The organism is Sphingomonas sp. AAP5 (genome assembly GCF_004354345.1).
GTDB classification, from domain to species: Bacteria; Pseudomonadota; Alphaproteobacteria; order Sphingomonadales; family Sphingomonadaceae; genus Sphingomonas; species Sphingomonas glacialis.
In genome coordinates, this window is the sequence record NZ_CP037913.1 from 3506276 (window position 1) to 3530109 (window position 23834).

A 23834-nucleotide genomic window follows, 5' to 3' on the forward strand; every position below is an offset into this window, starting at 1 on the left:
AACGGGGCGCGGCAGGGGAAGCACGGTGGATACACTGGCGATCGTATTGGAGGAGCCCGGACAGCTCGCCCTGCGTCGCCTGGCGTTGACCGCAATGGGCCGCGCCGACGTCCTGATCGAAATCGCCTGGAGCGGGATCAGCGCGGGCACCGAGAAATTGCTGTGGTCGGGCAAGATGCCCGCCTTCCCCGGCATGGGCTATCCGCTGGTCCCCGGCTATGAATCGGTCGGCCGGATCGTCGATGCGGGCCCCGAGGTCCGCGCGCGCATCGGCGAATGGGTCTTCGTTCCCGGCGCCAATTGCTATGAGGGCGCGCGCGGCCTGTTCGGCGGATCGGCGCGGCGCGTCCTGCTGCCTTCGGCGCGCGCGATCCCGGTCGACGAGTCGCTCGGTGCCGACGGGATCCTCACAGCGCTCGCGGCAACCGCCTATCACGCCGTCGCGGGTGGCGCGCCGCCCGAGCTCGTGATCGGGCACGGTATCGTCGGGCGGCTTGCGGCGCGGATCACGGTGGCGCTCGGCGCGCCGGCGCCGACGGTGTGGGAGACCAACCCCGACCGGCGCGATGCGAGCGGCTATGCAGTGATCGATCCCGCACAGGACGAGCGCCGCGACTATGCGACGATCTGCGAGGCGAGCGGCGCGTCCGATATCCTCGACGCGATCGTCCCACGGCTCGCCAAGCGCGGCGAGATCGTGCTTGCGGGATTCTACGACCGGCTCGGTTTTGCCTTCCCGCCAGCCTTCCAGCGCGAGGCGCGGCTGCGCATCTCGGCCGAATTTACCCCGGCTGATGTCGCCGCGACCACTGCGCTGATCGCATCCGGCGCGCTGCGGCTCGACGGGCTGATCAGTCACCTTCGGCCGGCCGCCGAAGCCGCCGACGCCTATCCGGCGGCGTTCGGCGATCCTGCTTGCCTCAAGATGGTCCTCGATTGGAGTGCGGTATGACGATGCTCGACCCAGGCCCGCTGCGCGACGAAGCCGCGTACGAGCCCGATCCCGTTTCGACCGGGCCGGTGACCAAGGAAACGCAGATCATCGCGATCTACGGCAAGGGCGGCAGCGGCAAGTCGTTCGCGCTCGCCAACCTCAGCTACATGATGGCGCAGCAGGGCAAGCGCGTGCTGCTGATCGGTTGCGACCCCAAGAGCGACACGACGTCGCTGCTGTTCGGCGGAAAATCGACCCCGACGATCATCGAGACGAGCTCGAAGAAGAAGCTCGCCGGCGAGGAGATCGGGATCGAGGACGTCTGCTTCCAGCGCGACGGCGTATTCGCGATGGAATTGGGCGGCCCCGAGGTCGGCCGCGGCTGCGGCGGGCGCGGGATCATCCACGGCTTCGAGACGCTCGAGAAACTCGGCTTCCACGAATGGGGCTTCGACTATGTCCTGCTCGATTTCCTCGGCGACGTGGTGTGTGGCGGCTTCGGCCTGCCGATCGCGCGCGACATGTGCCAGAAGGTGATCGTCGTCGCCTCGAACGATCTCCAGTCGCTCTATGTCGCCAACAACGTCTGCAAGGCGGTCGAATATTTCCGCAAGATGGGCGGCAATGTCGGCGTCGCGGGGATGATCCTCAACAAGGATGACGGCACTGGCGAGGCCAATGCCTTCGCCGAGGCCGTCGGCATTCCGGTGCTGACCGCGATTCCCGCGAACGAGGATATCCGCAAGAAGAGCGCGAATTATCAGATCATCGGCAAGCCCGGCGGACAATGGGCGAGCCTGTTCGAACAGCTCGCGCTCAACGTCGCCGAGGCGCCGCCGTTGCGGCCCACGCCGCTCGACCAGGACGGACTGCTCGGGTTGTTCTCGGCCGACGTGACGGGCGCCGACTACACGCTCCGGCCTGCGAGCCAGACCGACATGCGCGGCGTCGCCTATGTCACCAAGCCGACGCTCGAGGTCGTGTACGATGCCGTCTGACGCTGGTCTCCTTGCGCCTTCGCTCCCCGTAGGGACGGAGAGGCGCCCGGATCGCATCGATCTTGCGACCCAGAGCGGTGGCTGCTCGAGCGGCGCAACCCTGCGCGAAGCGGCCGAACTCGCCGGCAAATCCGACGTCCTCGCACGCTACGACGCCGATTACCCCAAGGGCCCGCACGACCAGCCGCAATCGATGTGCCCTGCGTTCGGCTCGCTCCGCGTGGGCCTCAGGATGCGCCGCACCGCGACGATCCTCTCGGGCTCGGCGTGCTGCGTCTATGGCCTGACCTTCACCTCGCATTTCTACGGCGCTAAACGCAGCGTCGGCTATGTCCCCTTCTCGTCCGAGACGCTGGTGACCGGCAAATTGTTCGAAGACATTCGCGACGCCGTCCACCAGCTCGCTGACCCGGCGCTGTACGACACGGTGATCGTCACCAATCTGTGCGTGCCGACGGCAAGCGGTGTCCCGCTGCAATTGCTCCCCGACCAGATCAACGGCGTCCGCATTATCGGGATCGACGTCCCCGGCTTCGGCGTGCCGACGCATGCCGAGGCGAAGGACGTGCTCGCCGGCGCGATGCTCAGTTATGCGCGCAAGGAGGCCGAGCAGGGCCCGGTCGCCGCGCCGAAGCAACGACCCGACCGGCCGAGCGTGACGCTCCTGGGCGAGATGTTCCCGGCGGACCCGCCCGGAATCGGGCTGTTGCTCGAACCGCTGGGCTTAGCCGCCGGCCCGGTCGTCCCCACGCGCGAATGGCGCGAGCTGTACGCCGCGCTCGATTGCGCCGCAGTGGCGGCAATCCATCCGTTTTACACCGCGAGCATCCGCGAGTTCGAGGCGGCTGGCCGCAGCGTGGTCGGCTCGGCGCCGGTCGGGGCTGACGGGACGGCGGCATGGCTCGACGCGATCGGCGCGGCATGCGGGATCGCCCAAGGCAAGGTCGATGCGGCCAAGAACCGCTTCATCCCCGCGATCCGCGGCGCGCTCGCCGCCAAACCTATCGCCGGGCGGATCACCGTCTCGGGCTATGAAGGCTCAGAACTGCTCGTTGCGCGCCTGCTGATCGAGAGCGGCGCGGACGTCCCCTATGTCGGCACGGCGTGCCCGCGGACAGTGTGGTCGGATCCCGATCGCGACTGGCTCGAGGCGCATGGCTGCCGCGTGCAATATCGCGCGAGCCTCGAGCAGGACATCGCCGCGGTCGAGGCATATGGCCCCGATCTCGCGATCGGCACGACGCCCGTCGTCCAGCATGCCAAGCAGAAGGCGATCCCGGCGCTCTATTTCACCAACCTCATCTCGGCGCGCCCGCTGATGGGGCCGGCGGGGGCGGGGAGCCTCGCGCTCGTCGTCAACGCCGCGCTCGCCAATCAGGCGCGCTTCGACAAGATGACGCGTTTCTTCGACGGGGTGGGGACGGGGCCGTCGGCCGGCGTGTGGGAGACCACGCCGGTCGACCGGCCCGAGTTCAAGGCAAAATACGCCGCCAAACGCATCGCCGCCGCCAAGGCGGAAGAAAGCGTCGGGGTATGACGCTGATCCTCGATCATGATCGTGCCGGCGGCTATTGGGGCGCGGTCTACGCCTTCACCGCGATCAAGGGGCTGCAGGTCATCATCGACGGACCGGTCGGCTGCGAGAACCTGCCCGTCACCTCGGTGCTGCACTACACCGATGCGCTGCCGCCGCACGAATTGCCGATCGTCGTTACGGGCTTGGGCGAACAGGAGCTCGGCCGCGACGGCACCGAAGGCGCGATGAAACGCGCCTGGGCGACGCTCGACCCCGATCTCCCCGCAGTCGTCGTAACCGGCTCGATCGCCGAGATGATCGGCGGCGGCGTCACGCCCGAGGGCACCAATATCCAGCGCTTCCTGCCGCGCACGATCGACGAGGATCAGTGGCAGTCGGGCGACCGTGCGCTGACCTGGCTGTGGACGCAGTTCGGCCCGAAGAAGGTCCCGGCGTTACGTCCGTTGAAGGAGGGCGAACGCCCCAAGGTCAACCTCATCGGCCCGATGTACGGCAGCTTCAACATGCCGTCGGACCTCGCCGAAATCCGCCGCTTGGTCGAGGGGATCGGTGCCGAAATCGGGATGGTCTTCCCGCTCGGCAGCCATCTCGCCGACGTCCGCAAGCTCGCCGACGCGCGCGTCAACGTCTGCCTTTATCGCGAGTTCGGGCGCGGGCTGTGCGAGGCGCTCGAGCGGCCCTATCTGCAGGCGCCGATCGGGCTCGAGAGCACGACGCTGTTCCTGCGCAAGCTCGGCGAATTGCTCGGGCTCGATCCCGAGCCGTTCATCGAGCGCGAGAAGCACACCACGATCAAGCCGCTTTGGGACCTGTGGCGCTCGGTCACGCAGGACTTCTTCGGCACCGCAAGCTTCGGCATCGTCGCGACCGAGACCTACGCGAGAGGGATCCGCGCGTTTCTCGAAGGCGATATGGGGCTGCCATGCCACTTCGCCTTCGGGCGCTCGGCCGGGATCAAGCCCGACAACCAGGCGGTGATCGACGCGATCCGCAGCAACCCGCCGCTGATCGTGTTCGGCAGCTTCAACGAGCGGATGTACATGGCCGAGGCCGGCGCGCGCGGCGTGTACATTCCGGCGAGCTTCCCCGGCGCGGTGATCCGCCGCCACACCGGCACGCCGTTCATGGGCTATGCCGGCGCAACCTATCTCATCCAGGAAGTGTGCAACGCGCTGTTCGACGCGCTCTTCCACATCCTTCCGCTTGCCGGCCAGCTCGACACGGTCGAGGCGACGCCCGCGCGGATCGAGCGTGAAGTCGCGTGGGAAGACGCCGCCAAGGCGGCGCTCGACGAAGCGGTCGAGCGCGAGCCCGTCCTGGTGCGGATTTCCGCCGCCAAGCGCATCCGCGACGCCGCCGAACGTGGCGCGCGGCGCGCCGGCGAGGCCTCGGTTTCGCCGAGCCGCCTCGCGCACGCCATCACCGAAAGCCGCGGCGGATGACCGCGCGGCGTTCTTTCCCGCGTTCGCGCGGATCCGAAATCCCACGGCAGGTGCCGCGCGGATGCAGCCGGGGAGCGCATCCAACGCTCCTGATCGTGGTCGTCAGAATGGAGACGCAGCAATGAGCGATAATCGAGAAGAAAGGTTCGGGCCGGGGACCTATTTGACCCCGGAAGAAGCGAAGGAGTTTCACAAGCTCTTCATCACCAGCTTCGCTTTGTTCACCGCAGTCGCGATCGTGGCGCATATCCTCGTGTGGATGTGGCGGCCCTGGATCCATTGATATTTCATCGTAACGAGGAGACCACGTCATGTGGAGAGTTTGGCTTATTTTCGATCCGCGGCGCACGCTCGTCGCTCTGTTCGCCTTCCTGTTCGTGCTGGCGCTGCTGATCCATTTCATCTTGCTCAGCACCGACCGGTTCAACTGGCTCGATGGTCCGCACACCGCACCAGCGGCGGCGACCGCACCGGCGACGACGCCCGCGCCATAGCGGGCGCGCGCTCAAGCGGATGGGGCGTGACAGCCGTCCCGTCCGCTTGATGCCGGTATTGGGGAGGGATGGCGCCCGCCGCAGCACGACGCTGCGGGCTGGCGATGGAGGATGGCGTCATGGCGCTGCTGAGTTTCGAACGAAAATACCGCGTCCGCGGCGGCACGCTGCTTGGCGGGGATCTTTTCGATTTCTGGGTCGGGCCGTTTTTCGTCGGCTTCTTCGGGGTGACGACCGCCTTGTTCGCGGGGCTCGGCACGGCGTTGATCGTCTATGCCGCGTCGCTCGGGCCGACCTGGAACATCTGGCTGATCAGCATCGCGCCCCCCGACCTCCGCTATGGCCTGTCGCTGGCGCCGCTCCGCGAGGGCGGCTTCTGGCAGATCATCACGATCTGCGCGGTCGGATCGTTCGTGTCTTGGGCGCTGCGCGAAGTCGAGATCTGCCGCAAGCTCGGCATCGGCTATCACGTGCCGGCCGCGTTCGGCGTCGCGATCTTCGCCTATGTTTCGCTCGTCGTGATCCGCCCGATGCTGCTCGGCGCGTGGGGCTTCGGCTTTCCCTACGGCATCTTCAGCCATCTCGATTGGGTGTCGAACACCGGCTACCAATATCTCCATTTCCACTACAATCCCGCGCACATGCTCGCGGTGAGCTTCTTCTTCACGACGACGCTCGCGCTCGCGCTGCACGGCGGCCTGGTGTTGTCGGCGGCGAACCCCGCGAAGAACCCCGACGGGACGCAAGGCGAGGTGCGCTCCCCCGAATATGAGGACGCCTTCTTCCGCGACACGATCGGCTATTCGGTCGGCACGCTCGGCATCCACCGGCTCGGGCTGTTCCTCGCGCTGAGCGCAGGTTTCTGGAGCGCGATCTGCATCATCATCTCGGGGCCGCTGTGGACACGCGGCTGGCCCGAATGGTGGAGCTGGTGGCTCAACCTGCCGATCTGGTCCTGAGGGGAGACGTCGCGTGGCAAGCTATCAGAACATCTTCACCCAAATCCAATTGCGCGGCGCGCCCGAAATGGGCCCCGCCCTTGGACCCTATGATTTCCCGCGGCTAGGCAAGCCCGGCTTCTCCTACTGGATGGGCAAGATCGGCAATGCGCAGATCGGGCCGATCTATCTTGGCGGGCTCGGCATCCTGTCGCTGATGTTCGGCTTCCTCGCGTTCGAGGTGATCGGGCTCAACATGTGGGCGTCGGTCGGCTGGGACCCGATCCAGTTCGCACGGCAATTGCCGTGGCTCGCGCTCGAGCCGCCCGGGCCCGAATATGGCTTCCAGCTGTTCGTGCCGCTGGCGAAAGGCGGCTGGTGGCAGATCGCGGGCTTCTCGATGTCGACCTCGGTGCTGCTGTGGTGGTTGCGTACGTTCCGGCGCGCCAAGGCGCTGGGGCTGGGCACGCACGTGCCCTGGGCCTTTGCGAGTGCGATCTGGCTGATGCTGGTACTCGGCTTCATCCGCCCGATGCTGATGGGGAGCTGGGCCGAGGCGGTGCCGTTCGGCATCTTCCCGCACTTGGATTGGACCGCGGCTTTCTCGATCCGCTACGGCAACCTCTTCTACAACCCGTTCCACTGCCTCTCGATCGTCTTCCTGTACGGATCGACGCTGCTGTTCGCGATGCATGGCGCGACGATCCTCGCGGTTGGGCGCTATGGCGGCGAGCGCGAGCTCGAGCATATCACCGATCGCGGCACCGCGGCCGAACGCGCGGCGCTGTTCTGGCGCTGGACGATGGGGTTCAACGCGACCTACGAATCGATCCATCGCTGGGCCTGGTGGTTCGCGGTGCTGACCACGCTGACCGGCGGGATCGGTATCCTGCTGACCGGCACCGTGGTCGACAATTGGTATCTGTGGGCAATCCAGCACGGCTATGCGCCCAATTATCCGGGCACGGGCGTGATCGATCCCGCTACGCTTCCGGGAGCATCGCAATGAGCGGCGTCAACAAGATCCTTGGTGTCGCGGGGCTGGCGAGCGCAATGCTGCTCGGCGGGTGCGAGGTCGGACCGAAGATCACGCAGCAGACCGGGTATCGCGGCACCGGCGGCGACCAGATCATCGACGTCCGCCATATGGTGAAGGCGTCGGCGATCCCCGCGCCGCCTTACGCGCTCCCCGACGATAGCGGGCCGCGCGCGCGCGAAACCTATCAGAACGTCAAGGTGCTCGGCGACGTCTCGACCGAACGCTTCAACCATCTGATGGCGTCGATCAACCAATGGGTCGCGCCGCCCGAACAGGGTTGCAATTATTGCCACAACCCCAACAACATGGCGTCGGACGAGAAATACACCAAGGTCGTCGCGCGGCGGATGTTGCAGATGACGCGGCAGATCAACGGCAAATGGTCGAGCCATGTCAAGGCGACGGGCGTAACGTGCTACACCTGCCATCGCGGCAATGCGGTGCCCGCGTACAAATGGGCGATCGCCGAAGGAGTCGCCGATCCCAATTCGATCGTGCGCAACAAGCATGGCCAGAACACGCCCAACGTAAGCGTCGGCTATGCCTCGCTGCCCTACGATCCGTTTGCCACCTATCTCAACGGCAAGGCGCAGATCCGCGTCGCGGCGAGCAGCCAATATCCCTCGCCGGGCCATGTCGTGTCGATCAAGGAGGCCGAGAAGAGCTATGGGTTGATGATGCACATGAGCACTGCGCTCGGCGTCAACTGCACCTATTGCCACAATACGCAGTCGTTCCGCTCGTGGACGATCAGCCGGCCGCAGCGCGTCACCGCCTATTACGGGATCCGCATGGTGCGCGATATCAACGGCCAATATATCGACTCGCTGGCAAGCGTGTTCCCGGCCTATCGCAAGGGACCGCATGGCGACCCGTACAAGGCGAATTGCCAGACGTGTCACCAGGGCCAGTCGAAGCCGCTCGGCGGGATTTCGATGCTCGCGGCGAACCCGACGCTCAAGGCGCCGCCAATGCCAACCGCTGCACCCGAGGGTGGTGCCGCCGGGAAGGCGGTGCCCGCGGTGCTGGCCGACCCGCAGGCTATGACGCGGCGGCAATGATGGATCGCGCGCCGCAGCCGCCTGGCTGCGGGCGTGTGTCCGGTCGGGAGCAGTCTGCATGGACGGCCTGAGCTTCCACAACCATCCGCTGCGCGCCGCGCTCGCCGAGGAAATGCACGTCCGCCGGCTGCCGCGGTTCGCCGCGCCGTGCCGGTTGATGCAGATCGTGACCGTGCTCGGCGAAGAGGGCGCGAGCGGTGCGGCGGCGCATTTCGAGCGGATCACGCGGCACATCGGGACACGCGTCGCTCCCGATACGCGCTATGCGGTGGTCGACTTCGGCACCACCAAGCTCGTGCTCGAACGGCATACCGAGTTCGCCAGCTATACCTTCCTCAGCGAAGGGGCGTTCGACGAGCCGTTCGCGACCGACCTGTTCGATCCGCTGGCGCCCGACATCGCCGCCGATATGCCCGGCGCGGTGATCCGCGCGACGCAGATCGCGGTCTATCCGCCCGGCACCGATCCGCCCGCCGAAGCGCAGCTCGACCGGCTGTTCGCGCCCGATGCGCTGATCCGCTGCCAGATTGCCGGGGGCAAGGCGACGATGCTGTCGGACTTCCGGCTCAACACCGACGGGTTCGGACGCCTGCTGCTGATCGACCATGGCCTCGAGCGCGACGAGCCCTCGCAGCTCGTGCTGCGGCTGCAGGAGCTCGGCAATTATCGCAACATGGCGCTGCTCGGCCTGCCGCTTGCACAGCGGCTCACCCCCGACGTCTCGCGGCTCGAGGCGCGACTCGCCGACCTGACGCACGCAGTATCCGAGCGGCGGACACAGGACGACAATCTGCTCGACGAGCTGACCTATCTGTCGGCCGAGCTCGCGCGGCTGCTCGCCGAGACGCGCTATCGGATGAGCGCGACGCGCGCTTATGCGCAACTCAGTCTCGATCGGCTCGAGACGCTCGGGATCGGGCGGATCGCGGGCTATCAGACGCTCGCCGACTTTACCGAGCGGCGGCTGACGCCGGCGGTGCGGACGTGCGACAGCTTCTCGGCGCGGCTCGACGATCTGTCGCAACGCGCCGCCTGGACCAGCGAGCTGCTCCGCACGCGGATCGACATCGCGCTCGCCAAGCAGAATCGCGATTTGCTCGAATCGATGGACACGCGCACGCAGCTGCAATTGCGGCTGCAGCAGACGGTCGAGGGGCTCTCTGTGGTGGCGATCAGTTACTATGCCGTGGCGCTGATCGGCTATCTCGCTGCGCCGGCGCATGCCTGGAAGGAATGGGTGATGGTCGGCGCGGTGCCGCTGGTGTTCGGCGCGGCGTGGCTGTTCGCGCGGCGGGTGCGCAGGCGGCTGGAAGAGTAGACGCGGGCGCCGAACTGTCCGAGGTTTTTCGCCTACGCCTGCGCTGTTCCACTAAAACCTGTCACCCCGGGCTCGTCCCGGGGTCCACCGTGCCCCGATCGCATCAGCTGCCGTGTCGCGCTCGACCGTGGACCCCGGCACAAGGCCGGGGTGACGGAAGGAGAGTATTGCGAGAAATCTCAGCCTTTCGGTTGGCCGCCCTCACGCCGCCATGGCGCGCCGCGCCAGTGCGCATTGCGACCAGATCTCCGACAGCGCGTTGACCAGTTTGTCGACATCGCCGTCCGAATGGACCGGCGACGGCGTGAGCCGCAGCCGTTCGGTGCCGACCGGGACCGTCGGATAGTTGATCGGCTGGACGTAGATGCCGTGCTGCTCGAGCAGCCAGTCGCTGATCATCTTGCACTTCTTGGCGTCGCCGACCATCACCGGGATGATGTGGCTGGGATTGTCGATCGTCGGGATGCCGATCGCGTCGAGCCGCCGGCGGACTTGCGCGACGCGCGCCTGGTGCTGCGCGCGCTCCCACCCGCTGGCCTTGAGATGCCGGATGCTCGCGGTCGCGCCAGCGGCGAGGGCGGGCGGCAGCGCGGTGGTGAAGATGAAGCCGCTCGCAAAGCTGCGGACGTAATCGCAAAGCGCGGCCGAGGCGGCGATATAGCCCCCCATCACGCCGAACGCCTTGCCGAGCGTGCCTTCGATCACGGTGATGCGGTCCATCAGCCCGCGCTCCTCGGCGACGCCGCCGCCGCGCGGGCCGTACAGCCCGACGCCGTGGACTTCGTCGAGATACGACATCGCGCCATGTTTTTCACAGACGTCGAGGATCTCGGCGATCGGTGCGATGTCGCCGTCCATCGAATAGACGCTTTCGAACGCGACGAGCTTGGGCCGCGACGGGTCGATCTGCGACAGTTTGCGGTCGAGATCCTCGGGGTCGCTATGCTTGAAGCGGATGCACTCGGCGCGGCTGTGGCGGATTCCCTCGATCATCGAGGCGTGGTTGAGTTCGTCCGACAGCACGACGCAATTCGGCATCCTTGCCGCGAGCGTGCCGAGCGCTGCCCAGTTCGAGACATAGCCCGAGGTGAACAGCAACGCCGCTTCCTTGCCGTGCAAATCGGCGAGTTCGGCCTCGAGCACGACATGCGCGTGCGTCGTGCCCGAAATGTTGCGCGTGCCGCCGGCGCCCGCGCCACACGCATCGAGCGTGGCGTGCATCGCGTCGAGCACTTTGCGGTGTTGGCCCATGCCGAGATAGTCGTTCGAGCACCATACGGTGACATCGCCGATGCCGTCCTCGGCATAATGGTTCGCGCGTGGGAAGCTGCCGGCCTTGCGCTCGAGCTCGGCGAAGATGCGGTAGCGCCCGTCCTCCTTCAGCGCGTCGAGCTCGACCTGAAAGAATGCCTCATAATCCATGGCGTACCCCTCCTACTCTCTTATCGCGGCTTTTGCCGCTTGGGTCTTTGCCGACGCCCACTGCCACAGTTTGGCATCGCGCAGCGGCAACACAAGAAAAAGATGCTCGACGAGCCCCAATGCCGCGAGCGCTGCGAGCAAGGTCGCGGTGACGGCTGCGCCGCTTTGCGCTGGCGCGGCTTCGGCGACGCTCCACGCCCACCCGGCAAGCGCGCCCGAGCCGATCACCGACACCGGCAGCAGCGCATTGCCCGCGCGGGTGCGGAAATAGCTCTTGAGATAGGCGAGATGCGGCGGGAAGACTTCGTCGCTGAGATTGGGCACGCCGAGATACAGGTTGAACTTGGCGCTAAGCCGCAAGCCGAACAGCAAGAGGAAGGTCAGCGGCGCGCTCTGGTTGGGCTGGCGCCAGGTCAGCGCGAACAGCAGCAGCGCGGTCGCCGCGATCGCGATTTCGTGATGGATCACCGTCGCGGTGGCGAGCTTCAATCGCGTCCAGCCAGTCGCCGCGGGCGGGCAGGGCGCGCGATTGGGGCCAGCGACGAACCCCATCAGGAAGCCCATTTCATGCCAGCCCCAGATCACGATCGCGCTTGCGAAGCCGAGATAGGCGCCGCCCCAGCTCGCATCATTCGCCGACCACCACACCGCCGCGGTCGCCGCCACTGCCGCGACACCTGCCACGCGGAAGCTGGTGCGGAAGGTCGCGCGCGGGCGGCTGTCGAGCCACACCACCGCCGCGGTCCCGATGAACCACATCACGAGCGCGAACAGGAGCGGCGGGATCGTCACCAGGCCGGAACCAGCCGGGCCGAGGCGGGGATCGCGTTGCGCTGGACGGGCGTCAAATACAGATGCGCGAAATTGACCGCTGCCGCGCCGATCAGCCCGACTCGCTTGATCGCGCCGATCACGCCGCCCTGCGCCTTGGCGGCATCGATCCTCGCGGCGATCCGCCGCATCCGCACGAGCCCGGCGCGGAAGCGCGGCGAGTCGGTGTCGAGCACGAGCGGAAAGACCTGCCGCGTGATTTGCGAGCAGACCGTGAAGACGCGGTGGTCATAGACGTCGGGATCGATCCCGAGCGCCTTGTGGAACGCCGGCCGGTTGTGGTCGCGGACATACATTGTCGCGTACACCGCGACGAGGAAGAAGCGGATCCACAGCACGTTATGCCCGCGCAGCAATTTGGGATCGGTCCGCATCAGGATCGCGAACGCCTCGCCGTGGCGGAACTCGTCGTTGCACCATTCCTCGAACCAGTTGAAGATCGGGTGGAAACGCCATTCCGGATGCTGCGCGAGGTGCCGGAAGATCGTGATGTAGCGCGCATAGCCGATCTTCTCCGACAGATAGGTCGCGTAGAAGATGAATTTCGGGCGGAAATAGGTGTATTTCTTGGTCTTGGTCAGGAAGCTGAGGTTGACCCCGATCCCGGCGTCCTTGAGCGTATCGTTGATGAAGCCCGCATGGCGGCTTTCGTCGCGGCTCATCAGCCGGAACAGCGCCTTGATGTCGGGATTCTGCGCGCGCTTCTGGATCTCGGCGTAGAGGATGCAGCCCGAGAATTCGGCGGTGAGCGAGCTCACCAGGAAATCGATGAATTCCTCGCGCAAGCCATCGGGCAAGCTTTCGATCACGCCGTCAAAGGCATTGGTGCGGCGAAAATGGCGGCGGTTGGGGTCGGCGACCATCTCGGCGATCAGTGCGTCCCATTCGGCGCGCACCGGCGAGACGTCGATCCGGTCCATCGCGGCGAAATCGGTGGTGTAGAAGCGGGGGGACAGCACGGTATCCTCGCGCGCGATCGCGAGCGTGTCGGCGCCGTGGGGGGTGATCGGCGTGATAGCGTTCATGACAGTTTCCGATCCGAAAAGCTGACTTCGTACAGTTCGTTCATCTCGAAATGGCCGCAGAGCTTGGTCCACAGTCGCTCGATCGGCCCGGCGCGCTCGACCGTCGCGATCCGCTCGAACACGCGCGCGCTGCCAAAGGCGACGTGGATCGGATCGCCATGGACGCGAACGCGGTCGCCCGGATTGATCGCGACACCGCCGGCCAGCTCGACATGCGCGCAGAGGAACTCGTCGCTATGCTCGACCTCGATCCGGCATGGCGTGTCGAAGCAGCTGCGGCGGAACGGGCTCATCGGGGGAACTCCGGCGCGCGCAGCAGTGCGGCAAAGGCAGCGCGGTTGGTGGTGCCAAAGGCATTGAGCTCGATCGAGCGCCCGGTCGCGCTGTCGGTCAGCGTCAGCTCGCCGTCGCGCCACTGTGTCAGCGTGAAGGGCGCGTCGCTGCCGATCCCGTGCATCCGCCGCTCGCGCGCGAGCCCGCGCATCACGCCGCGGATGAAGCCTGTTTCCTGGCCCGGGACGATCGTCCCCGCAGTCTGGCCGGTGCCGACATCCTCGATCCGCACGCCGCGATCGGCCGCATCGAGGAAGCGCAGCGTGCGCGTTTGCACCGCTGCGACATGCGTCGTTTCGCGCAAAGCCGCAGGCGAGCCGGCGGGCGGGATATGCGCGATGCGAACCGTCGCGGTCAGCAAAAAGGCAAAGCCGACGAGCGACCCGGCAAGGATGAGCGCGCCGCGCGGGAGCCGCTCGGCGTGATGGGCGTGGGTCATGCCGCCACCGCCTGGCGCAAGCCGTGACCTTGCGCTGCTGAAGTTACCGGCACTGCGACCTGGCCGCCCGGCTGCACCTCGAGGCACGCGCGCGCGATCAGTGACGCGACCTGCGCCGCGTCGGGAAGCGCGCGCAGCATGGGTTGCGCCGCGGCGACATGCCACGGCCGCGCGTGCGGCCACAGCGCGAGATACCCGAGCCGACGCTCGCCGACCAGCGCGAGCGGGATGTCGCCCGATCGGTCGCCCTGAACGGCAAGACCGACGGTGCCGATCATCGCCAGTGGCAAGTTGATGCATTTCGGAAACGCGACGCCGATGCGGAGCACGACGCGCCGGTTGGTCAGTGTATAGAGCGTGGTGCGCGCCGCGCCCCAAGCGAGCGCGCGCAACAGGCCGACCGCGATGATCCCGAACATCGCCATCAGCGCGACGCCCGAAAGGTCGGCGGGACCGTGAATGCCGCGCGCGACCGCGGCGACCGCCGCCCACACCCCGAGCACGCCGAAATAGGCCGTCACCGCGCGCGTATGATAGGCGCGGCGTGCGAGCACGCGCCAGTCGGGCGCACCCTGCCACACGATCCGCTCGCCTGGCGGGAGGAGCCCGGGCAGCCCCGGGATCGGCTCGTAATCATGTTCGGTCACAGGAAAGGCTCCTGACGGGCTGGGGTGGCATAGAGATAGCCGCCGCCGAAATAGCCGAGCACGCGATCCTCCTCGTACAGGGTGATCGTGTCGGTCGCGATGCGCGGCGCGTCGGCGAATTGCGCGGCGGTGATCGCGTCGCAGGCGACATGGCCGCGGCGGCGGTCGATCGTCACCATCATCATCGGCACGAGGATCGCGCCGGTCCCGGCGGCGCCGTCAACAGCGAGATAGCGGACCAGCCGGTCGGCGCGATCGATCCACAGTTCGGTGACGATGCCGGCCTGGCGTCCGTCACAGCCGAAGATCGGCATGCCGCGCGGATCGGGATCGCGCCGTTCGATCGTGATGTCGAGCGCGGCGCCGAGCGGGACGATGCGTGGATGACCTTCCATGTCGATGTCGGGGTGCTTGGCGCGGTTGGCGTAGGCGGCGGGCCCGATGCCGTCGACCAGCGGGTTGCCGGTCGGCGCATAGGGCGCGCCGGTAAAGCGGTCGGTCTGGCGTGCGGCGATCTGGAAGGGTTCGCGGCCCTTGGTCGGCGTGGTGACGGTGCCACGGCCGAACGAGAGCTTGAAGGTCTTGGCGATCGCGGTGTGGAAGGGGCCGCCTTCGGATTCGACCCGCCCGGTCAGCTCATGCTCGAGCGGATAGCCCTCGCGGCGATCCTCGCGGCGCAGGTAGAAGACCAGGCAGACGAAGAACAGCACGAAGGCGTAGAAGACGAGCATCGCCACATCGATGCCGGGGGTGAGGGTCGGGTGCATGGGCGGTCTCCCCTGGGTTCAAGCCGGAAATTCGGCCAGGCCGAAGCGAATGGTCTGCGAGGGTGCGACCGGGCGGACGAGCGGCCCGAGCACGACGAGCGTGGCGAGCAGCAGGATGATCTCGACGCCGTAGACGACGCCGTAGCCGGTCGCCGGATCGGCGAGCGTCGGGCCGAGGTCGCGCGCGGTCGCAGCGGCGCTGGTCACGTCGCGGACGATCGCGCCGATCGCGATCGCCGCACCCGCGCAGGTCGCCTGCACCGCACCCCACGCACCGAGCGCAAGGCCGTTGCGACCGTCGAGCTCTGCGCTGTCGGAGATCGCCATCGCCGCAGTCAGCGTACCGACCGAGAACAGGCCACCGCCAAAGCCGATGATCGTCGCGCCGATCGCCAGCAAAGCGCTCGCATGCAGCGGCGCTGCAAAGATCACGCAGAGGAACGCCGCGATCCCCGCGACGCCGCCGAAGCCCGCGAGGCGGTGCGGTTCGCCACCATCCGCCAGGCTGCGCGCGGCGAGCGCGAAGCCGCTGAGCATGCCAACCGCCCACAAAGCGGTGAGCGACGTCGTCGCGCCGACCGACAGGCCGAGGATTTGCCCGCCGTAAGGTTCAAGCAGCACGTCCTGCATCGAGAAGGCGGCCGATCCCAGCCCGGTTGCGACCAGCAGCCGCAGCGTGCGCGGGCGCGCGATGAACAGCGCCCAGATCTCGCGGAAGGGGGCGGAGTTTTCCTCGGGTGCGGTGCCGCCACGACGCCGCGCTTCCTGCTTCCACAAGGCGGTGATGTTGAGCACGACGGTCAGCACCGCTGCGCCCTGGACGATCTGGACCAGATGCGTCGGGGTGAAATGATCGAGCAGCCGGCCGATGACGATCGCGCTGACCATCATCCCGAGCAGCAGCATGACATAGAGCAACGCGACGACGCGCGGCCGGCTTTCGGCTGGCGCAAGATCGGTCGCGAGCGCGAGGCCGGCGGTCTGCGTCGTGTGCATCCCCGCGCCGACCATCAGGAAGGCGATCCCGGCGCCGATCTGTCCGACGATCGTCGGGCCGTGGCCGAGCCCCGTCATCACCAGCAAAGCAAAGGGGAGCAACGCGAAGCCGCCGAACTGGAGCAGCGTGCCGAACCAGATATAGGGAACGCGCTTCCAGCCGAGGATCGACTGGTGCCGGTCCGATTTGAAGCCGATCAGCGCGCGAAGCGGTGCGAACAGCAAGGGCAGCGACACCATCGCTGCAACCGCCCATGACGCCATGCCGAGCTCGACGATCATCACGCGGTTGAGCGTGCCGGTGAGCAACACCGCCGCCATCCCGACCGAGACTTGGAACAGCGACAGCCGCAGCAGCCGTCCGAGCGGGAGTTCGGTGGTGGCGGCATCGGCAAAGGGCAGGAAGCGCGTGCCGAGCCGTCCCCAGAACGCGCCGCTCCGCACCGTCGCGAGTCGTCCGGGCTCCGCCGCTGCGCGCGGTGCGAGCGAGGCTTTCAAGGCGGAGAGGTCGCTCACGCCGTCACCAGCTCGAGCGCATGGCTGGTATAGAAGCTCGCCGAGATGCGCCGGTCGCGCCCGATCCGGCTCGTCGGGACCGCGTTGGTGATCAGCGTGCGGAGCAAGCGGTCGCGCACCGGCAGGATCGCGGGCGAGCGGTCGCTGCGCGGGAACAGCCGTCCCATGCCGAGCATCGCCATCAACAGCGGGGTTTGCGGCGCGAAGGTGAAGACGATCGAGCCGTGCGTGCGTTCGGCGAGCTGTTGCAGCACCGCGACGATATCGAACGCGCGGTAGTGGATCAGCGAATCCATCGCGACGACATGGTCGAAATGCCCGAGCGCGGGATCGAGCAGATCGCCGACGCGCCAGTCGATCGCCAGATGCGCCGGCGCGCGGTCGCGTGCGATCTGGACGAGGCTGCCCGCGACGTCGATCGCCACCACTTGCGCGCCGCGCTCGGCCGCCGCCACCGCGAGTGCGCCGGTGCCGCAGCCGGCATCGAGCAGGCGCAGGCCCGTCATGTCGGCGGGAAGCCACGACAGCAGCGTGTCGCGCATCGCGGTGCGCCCGGCGCGCACCGTCGCGCGGATCCCGCTGACCGGTGCGTCCGACGTGAGCTGCTCCCACGCCTTGGCTGCGGTGCGATCGAAATAGGTTTCGAGATTGCCGCGGAAGTGGGTGTAGCTCGCCGTGCTCATCGCGCGTGCCTCACACCGCTGTCATTCCCGCGAAGGCGGGAATCCATTGCAGCAACGCCCGCAAGCGACAGGAGACGTTCGCCCGTATGGATCTCCGCCTGCGCGGGGATGACGGTGAGGGAGCAGGCGGAGGAGCGCATCATTCGAACCCCAGGAATTCGAAGATCTCGCGATCCTTCATCGGCTGCGCATCGAGCGGCTCGCAGCCGGCCCACATCTGCGCGGCGAGGCGTTTGTATTCGAGGCAGGCGGCATCGACCTCGGGGGTCGAGTCCATCTCGAACAAGGTACATTTCTTGAGGCGGCTGCGGCGGATCGCGTCGAGATCGGGGAAATGCGCGAGCCGCTTCAACCCCGTGGCCGCATTGAACCGGTCGATCTCGTCGGTCGCGGCCGAGCGGTTGGCGATGACGCCCGCCATCCGCACGTCGTAATTCTTGGCCTTGGCCTTGATCGCCGCGACGATGCGATTCATCGCGAAGATGCTGTCGAAATCGTTCGCCGCGACAACCACCGCGCGCTCGGCATGTTGCAGCGGGGCGGCGAACCCGCCGCACACCACGTCGCCGAGCACGTCGAAGATCACCACGTCGGTTTCTTCGAGCAGATGGTGCTGCTTGAGCAGCTTGACCGTTTGCCCGACGACATAGCCGCCGCACCCGGTGCCGGCCGGCGGGCCGCCCGCCTCGACGCACATCACGCCGTTATAGCCCTCGAACATATAATCCTCGGGCCGCAATTCCTCGGCATGGAATTCGACCGTCTCGAGCACGTCGATCACCGTCGGCATCAGTTTCTTGGTGAGCGTGAAGGTGCTGTCGTGCTTGGGGTCGCAGCCGATCTGCAGCACGCGTTTGCCGAGCAGCGAGAAAGCGGCGGAGAGGTTCGACGACGTGGTCGACTTGCCGATCCCGCCCTTGCCGTACACCGCGAACACCTTCGCATTGCCGATCCGGTCATTGGGGTCGAGCCCGACTTGGAGCGAGCCTTCGCCGTCCAAGCCGCGAATTGGTGGGTCGAGCAGGGCCATCATGTGTTCCTTTATGCCGCCACCGCAACGATGCCTTCGAGACGATCCTCGAGTTCATCGCTGGCGGCATGGAGTGCGGCGAGCGTCGCCGCGTCGGGAGTCCAGTATTTGCGTTCGGAGGCTTCGATCAGCCGGTTGGCGACACGCGCCGAAGCCTTGGGATTGAGCGCCGCGATCCGCTCGCGCATTTCGACGTCGAGCACATAGGTTTCGCTGATCCGCTGATAGACCCAGGGATCGACCTCGCCGGTCGTTGCCGACCAGCCCATCGTCGTCGTGACGCTGCCCTCGATCTGGCGGACGCCTTCATACCCGTGGCGCAGCAGCCCCTCGGTCCAGACCGGGTTGAGCACGCGTGTCCGCGTTTCGAGCGCGACTTGCTCCTGCAACGATCGCACCTTGCCGGTGCCTTGCGTCTGGTCGCCGATATAGACCGGCGCGGTCTGCCCGCCCTTGGCGCGCGTTACCGCGCGGCTGATCCCGCCGAGCGTGTCGACATATTGGTCGATGCTGGTGATGCCGAGCTCGACGCTTTCGAGGTTCTGATAGGCGCAATCGACCGTCTGGAGTGCGGCCTTGAGCAATTCGGGCTGGCGTACCGGCGCGCCCTTGACCCCGTAGGCATAGCCCTTTTGCCGCTCGAAACTGTCGGCGAGCTCGTCGGGGTCGGTCCACGCGCCGGTGTCGATCATCAGATTGACGTTGGCGCCATATGCGCCCTCGGCATTCGAGAAGACCCGCAGCGCCGCGGTCTCGAGGTCGCAGCCCTGCGCCGCGGCGTGTGCGCGGGCGTGGCGGCGGACGAAGTTCTGCGCGTCGGGCTCGTCGGCCTCGGCCGCGAGCAAGGCGGCTTGCGCGAGCATCCGCGTCTGGAGCGGCAGCAGATCGCGGAACACCCCCGACAGCGTGACGACGACGTCGATCCGCGGGCGACCGAGCTCTTCCAGCGGGACCAGTTCGGCGCCCGCCAGCCGGTTATAGCTGTCGAAGCGCGGGCGCGCGCCGAGCAGCGCGAGCGCCTGCGCGATCTGCGCGCCCTCGCTCTTGAGATTGTCGGTACCCCACAGCACCATCGCGACCGTCTCGGGCAGATGCCCCGAATCGGCGAGGCTGCGCTCGATCAGCCGCTGCGCCTGTGCTGCGCCGTCCTTGACCGCGAAGGCCGAGGGGATGCGGAACGGGTCGAAGCCGTGGATGTTGCGCCCGGTCGGCAGGATCTCGGGATTGCGCAGCAGATCGCCGCCGGTGACCGGGTGGATGTAGCGCCCGGCAAGCGCAGTGACGATACCGTCGATCTCGCCATTGGCCGACAGCGCGGCGTCGAGCGCGGCCATGTCCTTGAGCAACGGCGTGTCGGCGGCGCGCGTGCCATCGACCAAAGCGACGATCGTCTCGGGCGGGAGCGTTTCGCCGCGCGCCTGGAGCGTGGCGGCGATCATCGCGATCCGCTCCTCGCGGCTCGCCGCTTCGCCGGCGACGTGGAGGCCTTGCGGGATCAGCTCGCGCTCGATTTCGTAGAGGCGCGCGGCGAGATCGGCGATCCATGCGTCGTCCTGCGCCGGCGCAGCCCCGGCATCGGCCGGAGCACGCGCGAGGTCGAGGTCGTTCGCCTGGTCGCGGATCAGCTCCGCCAGGTCGCGCGCTTCGTCGCTGCCCGGTGCGGCGACACGCCAGCGCTCGACCGACGCCTTCAGCGCGGCGAGGCCCTTGTAGACGCCGGCGTTGGTCAGCGCGGGCGTGAGATACGATACCAGCGTCGCGCCCGAGCGGCGTTTGGCGAGCACGCCCTCCGAGGGGTTGTTGGCGGCGTAGAGATAGATGTTGGGCAAGTCGCCGATCAGCCGGTCGGGCCAGCAGGCCGCGCTCAACCCGGTCTGCTTGCCGGGCATGAATTCGAGGCTGCCATGCGTGCCGAAGTGCAGCACCGCATGCGCCGCGAAATCCTCGCGCAGCCACCGGTAGAAAGCGGCGAAGGCATGCGTCGGGGCAAAGCGGCCCGCGAAGAGCAACCGCATCGGATCGCCCTCATAGCCCAAAGCGGGCTGCAGGCCGACGAACACGTTGCCGAACTGCCGCCCGAGGATCTGCACCGAAGTGCCGTCGGACTGCAATTTGCCCGGCGCAGGGCCCCATGACGCCTCGATCTCGGCAAGCCAGGTCTCGCGTGCGACGATCGCGTCGGCGCCGACCTTGGCGTGGACATTGGCCTCGGTCCCGAAGCGCGCGGCATTGCCGCCGAGGATCGCCTCGCGGAGCGCATCGACGGTTGCGGGAAGCTCGACCTGATAGCCTTCGCGCCCGAGCCGCGCGAGCGTCGCGTGGAGCGAGGCGAAGACGCTGAGGAATTGCGCGGTCCCGGCGGCACCGGCGTTGGGCGGGAAGTTGAACAGCACGATTGCGATACGCTTCTCGGCATTCTCGGCGCGGCGCAGCGCGATCAGTTTCAGCACGCGCGCCGCGAGCATGTCGGCGCGCTCGCTGCAGGGCTGCATTGCGCGCGGCGTCGTGGCGTCGGGGAAGCTGCAGTGACGTGCGCAGCCGGTGCAGGCGGTGCCGTCGGACTTGCCGCCGAACAGCATTGGCACGGTGCCGCCGTCGAGCTCGGGAATCGCGATCATCATCGTCGATTCGAGCGGGAGCAGCCCTTGTGCATTCGCCGCCCAGGCCTGGAGCGACTGGAATTCGACCGGGTGCGCGGCGATGTAAGGCACGTCGAGCTTGGCGAGCACCGTCTCGGCGGCCGCGGCATCGTTATAGGCGGGGCCGCCGACCAGGCTGAACCCGGTGAGGTTGATCACCGCATCGACCGTCGCGACACCGTCGTGCTGGAACAGCGCCTCGATCGCCGGACGCCCGTCGAGCCCACCGGCAAACGCCGGGATCACGTCGAGCCCGCGCGCTTCAAGCGCGGCGATCACGCCGTCATAATGGCCGGCATCCTTGGCGAGGATGTACGAGCGCAGCATCAGCAGCCCGACGGTGCCGTGCGCATCGCGCCGGCGCGGCAGCTCGGTCGCGGTGGTGGCGATGCGGCCGGGCAGCGCGGGGTGATAGACGCCGACTTCGGGATACTCGCGCGGCGCCTGCGCCTTGATCGTCCCCCGCAGCGCGCGGCGCGGGCCGTCTGCGTAGCGGTCGACCAGCGCGCGGATCATTTCGACGACATTGTCGTCCGACGCCGCGAGCCAATATTGCATCGTCAGGAAATAGGCGCGGACGTCCTGCGCGGTGCCGGGGACGAAGCGCAGGATCTTGGGCAGGCGCCGCAGCATCGCCATCTGCTTGGCGCCGCCGCTTGCCGCAGGCTTGGGGGATCCGCGCAATTTCTTGAGCAAGGCGAGCATTCCGCCGCTCGGGCGGTCCATGCGATAGTCGCCCATTCGCGTGAGCTTGACGACATCGCCGCCCGACATCAGCCCGACCATCGCGTCGCAGTCCTCGCGGCGCGCCTCGAGCTGCGGCAGAACCGCGCGGATATGATCCTCGAGGAAGAGCATCGTCGCCAGCACGATATCGCCGCGCGCGATGTCGGCGCGGGCGGCGGCGAGCGTTTCGGGCTTTTCCTCCCAATCGGCGGCGGCGTGGAAGCCGATCGTGATCCCGGGATTTTCGCGCGCGAGCCGCGCCTGCGCGCGCTGGACCGCGCCCGCCAAGTGATTGTCGAGCGTGACGATGACGACGTGGACCGCGGTCGATCCAGAGCCGGCGGGACTGGGTGCGCTAGCGGGCATAATGCGCCTTTGCGTCATAGAGCGTGTCGAGCGTGATCGCGGCGATGCCGTGCTCGGTGGCATAGCGCTCGGTGTTGCGGCGCGCCTTGCCGCGGACGAAGAACGGGATCTTCAGCAGCTCGCGCTCGGCCTCGGCGGACCAGCCCTCCTGATCCTTCCCTGGTTCGGCGGGGGCGGGGGCGGGGGACAGCTCGGCGCCTTCAGCCAAGGGGTGGAGGGGGGCGGGCGCGACACCTGCCGTTGCTTCCCCGCCACCATTCGCTGACGGCGTAGGGGCCGCCTCCTGCGGTTCGCGGGGGAAGATTGGAGCGGCGCCATGCCCCAGGTGGCTCGCCCCCGCATGGTCCGAAAACTCGAAATCGTCGCGGAACATCGTCAGCAGATGTTCCTCGAGCCCCATCACCAGCGGGTGGACCCAGGTGTCGAACAGCACGTTCGCACCCTCGAACCCCATTTGCGGCGAGTAGCGCGCGGGAAAATCCTGGACGTGGACCGGCGCCGAGATCACCGCGCACGGGATGCGCAGCCGCTTGGCGATGTGGCGCTCCATCTGCGTGCCGAGCACGAGCTCGGGCTGGAGCTTGGCGATCGCATCCTCGACTTCGAGATAGTCGTCGGTGATCAGCGGCTCGAGCCCGTACAGCTGAGCGGCGGTGCGAATCTCGCGCGCGAATTCGCGATTGTAGCAGCCGAGCCCGATGACTTCGAAGCCGAACTCGTCGCGGGCGATGCGGGCGGCGGCAACGGCGTGCGTCGCGTCGCCGAAGATGAAGACGCGCTTGCCGGTGAGATAGGTCGAATCGACCGAGCGGCTCCACCATGGCAGCCGCGACGTATCGAGTGCGGCGGTCGGATCGACGCCGGCAAGCGCGGCGACTTCGGCGATGAAGTCGCGCGTTGCGCCGTAGCCGATTGGCACGGTGCGGACGGTCTTCTGGCCGTGCGTGCGCTCGAGCCAGCGGCACGCGGTGTCGGCGATCTCGGGATACAGGCTGATGTTGAAATCGGCGTCGGGGATCCGGGCGAGGTCGGCCGGCGTCGCGCCGAGCGGGGCGACGACGTTGACGGCAATGCCGAGCGTCCCGAGCAGCCGGGTGATCTCGACGACGTCGTCGCGGTGGCGAAAGCCGAGCGCGGTCGGGCCGAGGATGTTGGCGCTCGGCGTGTGTTGGCCATCCTTGCGCGGCTCGGCCTCGGCCTTTGCCGACGGACACAAAGCGCGGACCAGCTGGTAGAAGGTTTCGGCCGCGCCCCAATTCTCCTTGCGCTGATAGCTCGGCAGCTCGAGCGCGATCACCGGGATCGGCAGCCGCAGCGCCGAGGCGAGCCCGGCCGGATCGTCCTGGATCAGCTCGGCGGTGCACGACGCGCCGACGAGCAGTGCCTGCGGCGCGAAGCGATCGATCGCCTCGCGCACCGCGGTCTGGAACAGCGCCGCGGTATCCTTGCCGAGATCGCGCGCCTGGAAGGTCGTGTAGGTGACCGGCGGGCGCTTGCCGCGGCGTTCGATCATCGTGAACAGCAGGTCGGCATAGGTGTCGCCCTGCGGCGCGTGGAGCACGTAGTGGACGCCCTCCATCGCGGTCGCGATCCGCATCGCGCCGACATGCGGCGGGCCTTCGTAGGTCCAGACGGTCAGCTGCATGGCAGCCC

The 23834-nt window shown here is 67.5% G+C and carries 22 protein-coding genes; 10 read left to right on the top strand and 12 right to left on the bottom strand.

The annotated features are described in order from the left end of the window. The first annotated feature begins 25 nt into the window (after positions 1-25). The 10 genes from bchC (at position 26) to E2E30_RS16305 (ending at position 9761) form a co-directional block, all read left to right on the top strand. Entirely contained in the window at positions 26-952 is a 927-nt protein-coding gene (bchC, locus tag E2E30_RS16260; RefSeq protein WP_133191429.1) for a chlorophyll synthesis pathway protein BchC, read from the top strand. Next, positions 949-1932, top strand: coding sequence for a chlorophyllide a reductase iron protein subunit X (locus E2E30_RS16265; protein WP_133191430.1), 984 nt, complete (start codon positions 949-951; stop codon positions 1930-1932). The genes bchC and E2E30_RS16265 overlap by 4 nt, the downstream gene beginning before the upstream one ends. Then, the gene (gene bchY / locus E2E30_RS16270; protein WP_133191431.1) at positions 1922-3469 is read left to right on the top strand and encodes a chlorophyllide a reductase subunit Y; all 1548 of its coding nucleotides are present in this window, start codon (positions 1922-1924) and stop codon (positions 3467-3469) included. Before E2E30_RS16265 ends, bchY begins: the two co-directional genes overlap by 11 nt. Beyond that, positions 3466-4911, top strand: a complete 1446-nt coding sequence (gene bchZ / locus E2E30_RS16275; RefSeq protein WP_133191432.1) for a chlorophyllide a reductase subunit Z — start codon at positions 3466-3468, stop codon at positions 4909-4911. Before bchY ends, bchZ begins: the two co-directional genes overlap by 4 nt. Before the next feature lie 121 nt (positions 4912-5032). Continuing rightward, on the top strand, positions 5033-5194 hold the full coding sequence (gene pufB / locus E2E30_RS16280) for a light-harvesting antenna LH1, beta subunit (RefSeq protein WP_133191433.1): 162 nt from the start codon (positions 5033-5035) through the stop codon (positions 5192-5194). A gap of 28 nt (positions 5195-5222) precedes the next feature. Continuing rightward, positions 5223-5405, top strand: coding sequence for a light-harvesting antenna LH1, alpha subunit (pufA, locus tag E2E30_RS16285; protein WP_133191434.1), 183 nt, complete (start codon positions 5223-5225; stop codon positions 5403-5405). Positions 5406-5524: 119 nt separating this feature from the next. Further along, complete coding sequence (gene pufL / locus E2E30_RS16290) at positions 5525-6364, top strand: photosynthetic reaction center subunit L (protein WP_133192152.1); 840 nt, start codon at positions 5525-5527, stop codon at positions 6362-6364. Between the two features lie 13 nt (positions 6365-6377). Then, positions 6378-7352: a photosynthetic reaction center subunit M gene (gene pufM, locus E2E30_RS16295; protein ID WP_133191435.1), complete on the top strand. Its 975-nt coding sequence runs from the start codon at positions 6378-6380 to the stop codon at positions 7350-7352. After that, positions 7349-8443, top strand: coding sequence for a photosynthetic reaction center cytochrome PufC (pufC, locus tag E2E30_RS16300; protein WP_133191436.1), 1095 nt, complete (start codon positions 7349-7351; stop codon positions 8441-8443). Before pufM ends, pufC begins: the two co-directional genes overlap by 4 nt. 58 nt (positions 8444-8501) lie before the next feature. Further along, positions 8502-9761 (top strand): DUF3422 family protein, encoded by a 1260-nt coding sequence (locus E2E30_RS16305; protein WP_133191437.1) that lies wholly within the window; start codon positions 8502-8504, stop codon positions 9759-9761. A 201-nt stretch (positions 9762-9962) separates the two neighbouring features. Here E2E30_RS16305 and hemA read toward each other — a convergent pair whose 3' ends face one another. The 12 genes from hemA to bchB all read right to left on the bottom strand — a co-directional run bounded on the left by hemA (position 9963) and on the right by bchB (position 23826). After that, entirely contained in the window at positions 9963-11183 is a 1221-nt protein-coding gene (gene hemA / locus E2E30_RS16310) for a 5-aminolevulinate synthase (RefSeq protein ID WP_133191438.1), read from the bottom strand. Between the two features lie 12 nt (positions 11184-11195). Beyond that, a complete protein-coding gene (gene puhE, locus E2E30_RS16315; protein WP_133191439.1) occupies positions 11196-11975 on the bottom strand; it encodes a putative photosynthetic complex assembly protein PuhE in 780 nt (259 codons plus the stop codon). Then, positions 11972-13039 carry a magnesium-protoporphyrin IX monomethyl ester (oxidative) cyclase gene (gene acsF / locus E2E30_RS16320; RefSeq protein ID WP_133191440.1) on the bottom strand — a complete coding sequence of 356 codons (1068 nt, stop codon included), beginning with the start codon at positions 13037-13039 and terminating at the stop codon, positions 11972-11974. The genes puhE and acsF overlap by 4 nt, the downstream gene beginning before the upstream one ends. After that, positions 13036-13332 carry a hypothetical protein gene (locus E2E30_RS16325; protein WP_133191441.1) on the bottom strand — a complete coding sequence of 99 codons (297 nt, stop codon included), beginning with the start codon at positions 13330-13332 and terminating at the stop codon, positions 13036-13038. Before E2E30_RS16325 ends, acsF begins: the two co-directional genes overlap by 4 nt. Beyond that, positions 13329-13811 (bottom strand): photosynthetic complex assembly protein PuhC, encoded by a 483-nt coding sequence (puhC, locus tag E2E30_RS16330; RefSeq protein WP_133191442.1) that lies wholly within the window; start codon positions 13809-13811, stop codon positions 13329-13331. The genes E2E30_RS16325 and puhC overlap by 4 nt, the downstream gene beginning before the upstream one ends. After that, positions 13808-14458, bottom strand: a complete 651-nt coding sequence (puhB, locus tag E2E30_RS16335; RefSeq protein WP_133191443.1) for a photosynthetic complex putative assembly protein PuhB — start codon at positions 14456-14458, stop codon at positions 13808-13810. Before puhB ends, puhC begins: the two co-directional genes overlap by 4 nt. Beyond that, on the bottom strand, positions 14455-15225 hold the full coding sequence (gene puhA, locus E2E30_RS16340) for a photosynthetic reaction center subunit H (protein ID WP_133191444.1): 771 nt from the start codon (positions 15223-15225) through the stop codon (positions 14455-14457). The genes puhB and puhA overlap by 4 nt, the downstream gene beginning before the upstream one ends. An 18-nt stretch (positions 15226-15243) precedes the next feature. Next, positions 15244-16737 (bottom strand): BCD family MFS transporter, encoded by a 1494-nt coding sequence (locus E2E30_RS16345; RefSeq protein ID WP_133191445.1) that lies wholly within the window; start codon positions 16735-16737, stop codon positions 15244-15246. Further along, positions 16734-17420: a magnesium protoporphyrin IX methyltransferase gene (gene bchM, locus E2E30_RS16350; protein WP_133191446.1), complete on the bottom strand. Its 687-nt coding sequence runs from the start codon at positions 17418-17420 to the stop codon at positions 16734-16736. The genes E2E30_RS16345 and bchM overlap by 4 nt, the downstream gene beginning before the upstream one ends. Before the next feature lie 139 nt (positions 17421-17559). Continuing rightward, on the bottom strand, positions 17560-18450 hold the full coding sequence (gene bchL / locus E2E30_RS16355; protein WP_133191447.1) for a ferredoxin:protochlorophyllide reductase (ATP-dependent) iron-sulfur ATP-binding protein: 891 nt from the start codon (positions 18448-18450) through the stop codon (positions 17560-17562). Positions 18451-18461: 11 nt separating this feature from the next. Then, positions 18462-22181 carry a magnesium chelatase subunit H gene (locus tag E2E30_RS16360; protein WP_133191448.1) on the bottom strand — a complete coding sequence of 1240 codons (3720 nt, stop codon included), beginning with the start codon at positions 22179-22181 and terminating at the stop codon, positions 18462-18464. Then, positions 22171-23826 (bottom strand): ferredoxin:protochlorophyllide reductase (ATP-dependent) subunit B, encoded by a 1656-nt coding sequence (gene bchB, locus E2E30_RS16365; RefSeq protein ID WP_133191449.1) that lies wholly within the window; start codon positions 23824-23826, stop codon positions 22171-22173. The genes E2E30_RS16360 and bchB overlap by 11 nt, the downstream gene beginning before the upstream one ends. Positions 23827-23834 lie beyond the last annotated feature (8 nt).

Excerpts from the sequence above, each read along its gene's own strand:
- pufB (WP_133191433.1), top strand. The coding sequence starts at position 5,033 with ATGAGCGATAATCGAGAAGAAAGGTTCGGGCCGGGGACCTATTTGACC.
- E2E30_RS16265 (WP_133191430.1), top strand. The coding sequence starts at position 949 with ATGACGATGCTCGACCCAGGCCCGCTGCGCGACGAAGCCGCGTACGAG.
- bchB (WP_133191449.1), bottom strand. The coding sequence starts at position 23,826 with ATGCAGCTGACCGTCTGGACCTACGAAGGCCCGCCGCATGTCGGCGCG.
- bchM (WP_133191446.1), bottom strand. The coding sequence starts at position 17,420 with ATGAGCACGGCGAGCTACACCCACTTCCGCGGCAATCTCGAAACCTAT.
- acsF (WP_133191440.1), bottom strand. The coding sequence starts at position 13,039 with ATGAACGCTATCACGCCGATCACCCCCCACGGCGCCGACACGCTCGCG.
- pufA (WP_133191434.1), top strand. The coding sequence starts at position 5,223 with ATGTGGAGAGTTTGGCTTATTTTCGATCCGCGGCGCACGCTCGTCGCT.
- pufL (WP_133192152.1), top strand. The coding sequence starts at position 5,525 with ATGGCGCTGCTGAGTTTCGAACGAAAATACCGCGTCCGCGGCGGCACG.
- puhA (WP_133191444.1), bottom strand. The coding sequence starts at position 15,225 with ATGCACCCGACCCTCACCCCCGGCATCGATGTGGCGATGCTCGTCTTC.
- pufC (WP_133191436.1), top strand. The coding sequence starts at position 7,349 with ATGAGCGGCGTCAACAAGATCCTTGGTGTCGCGGGGCTGGCGAGCGCA.
- bchY (WP_133191431.1), top strand. The coding sequence starts at position 1,922 with ATGCCGTCTGACGCTGGTCTCCTTGCGCCTTCGCTCCCCGTAGGGACG.
- bchZ (WP_133191432.1), top strand. The coding sequence starts at position 3,466 with ATGACGCTGATCCTCGATCATGATCGTGCCGGCGGCTATTGGGGCGCG.
- E2E30_RS16305 (WP_133191437.1), top strand. The coding sequence starts at position 8,502 with ATGGACGGCCTGAGCTTCCACAACCATCCGCTGCGCGCCGCGCTCGCC.
- hemA (WP_133191438.1), bottom strand. The coding sequence starts at position 11,183 with ATGGATTATGAGGCATTCTTTCAGGTCGAGCTCGACGCGCTGAAGGAG.
- E2E30_RS16325 (WP_133191441.1), bottom strand. The coding sequence starts at position 13,332 with ATGAGCCCGTTCCGCCGCAGCTGCTTCGACACGCCATGCCGGATCGAG.
- puhC (WP_133191442.1), bottom strand. The coding sequence starts at position 13,811 with ATGACCCACGCCCATCACGCCGAGCGGCTCCCGCGCGGCGCGCTCATC.
- bchL (WP_133191447.1), bottom strand. The coding sequence starts at position 18,450 with ATGGCCCTGCTCGACCCACCAATTCGCGGCTTGGACGGCGAAGGCTCG.
- E2E30_RS16360 (WP_133191448.1), bottom strand. The coding sequence starts at position 22,181 with ATGCCCGCTAGCGCACCCAGTCCCGCCGGCTCTGGATCGACCGCGGTC.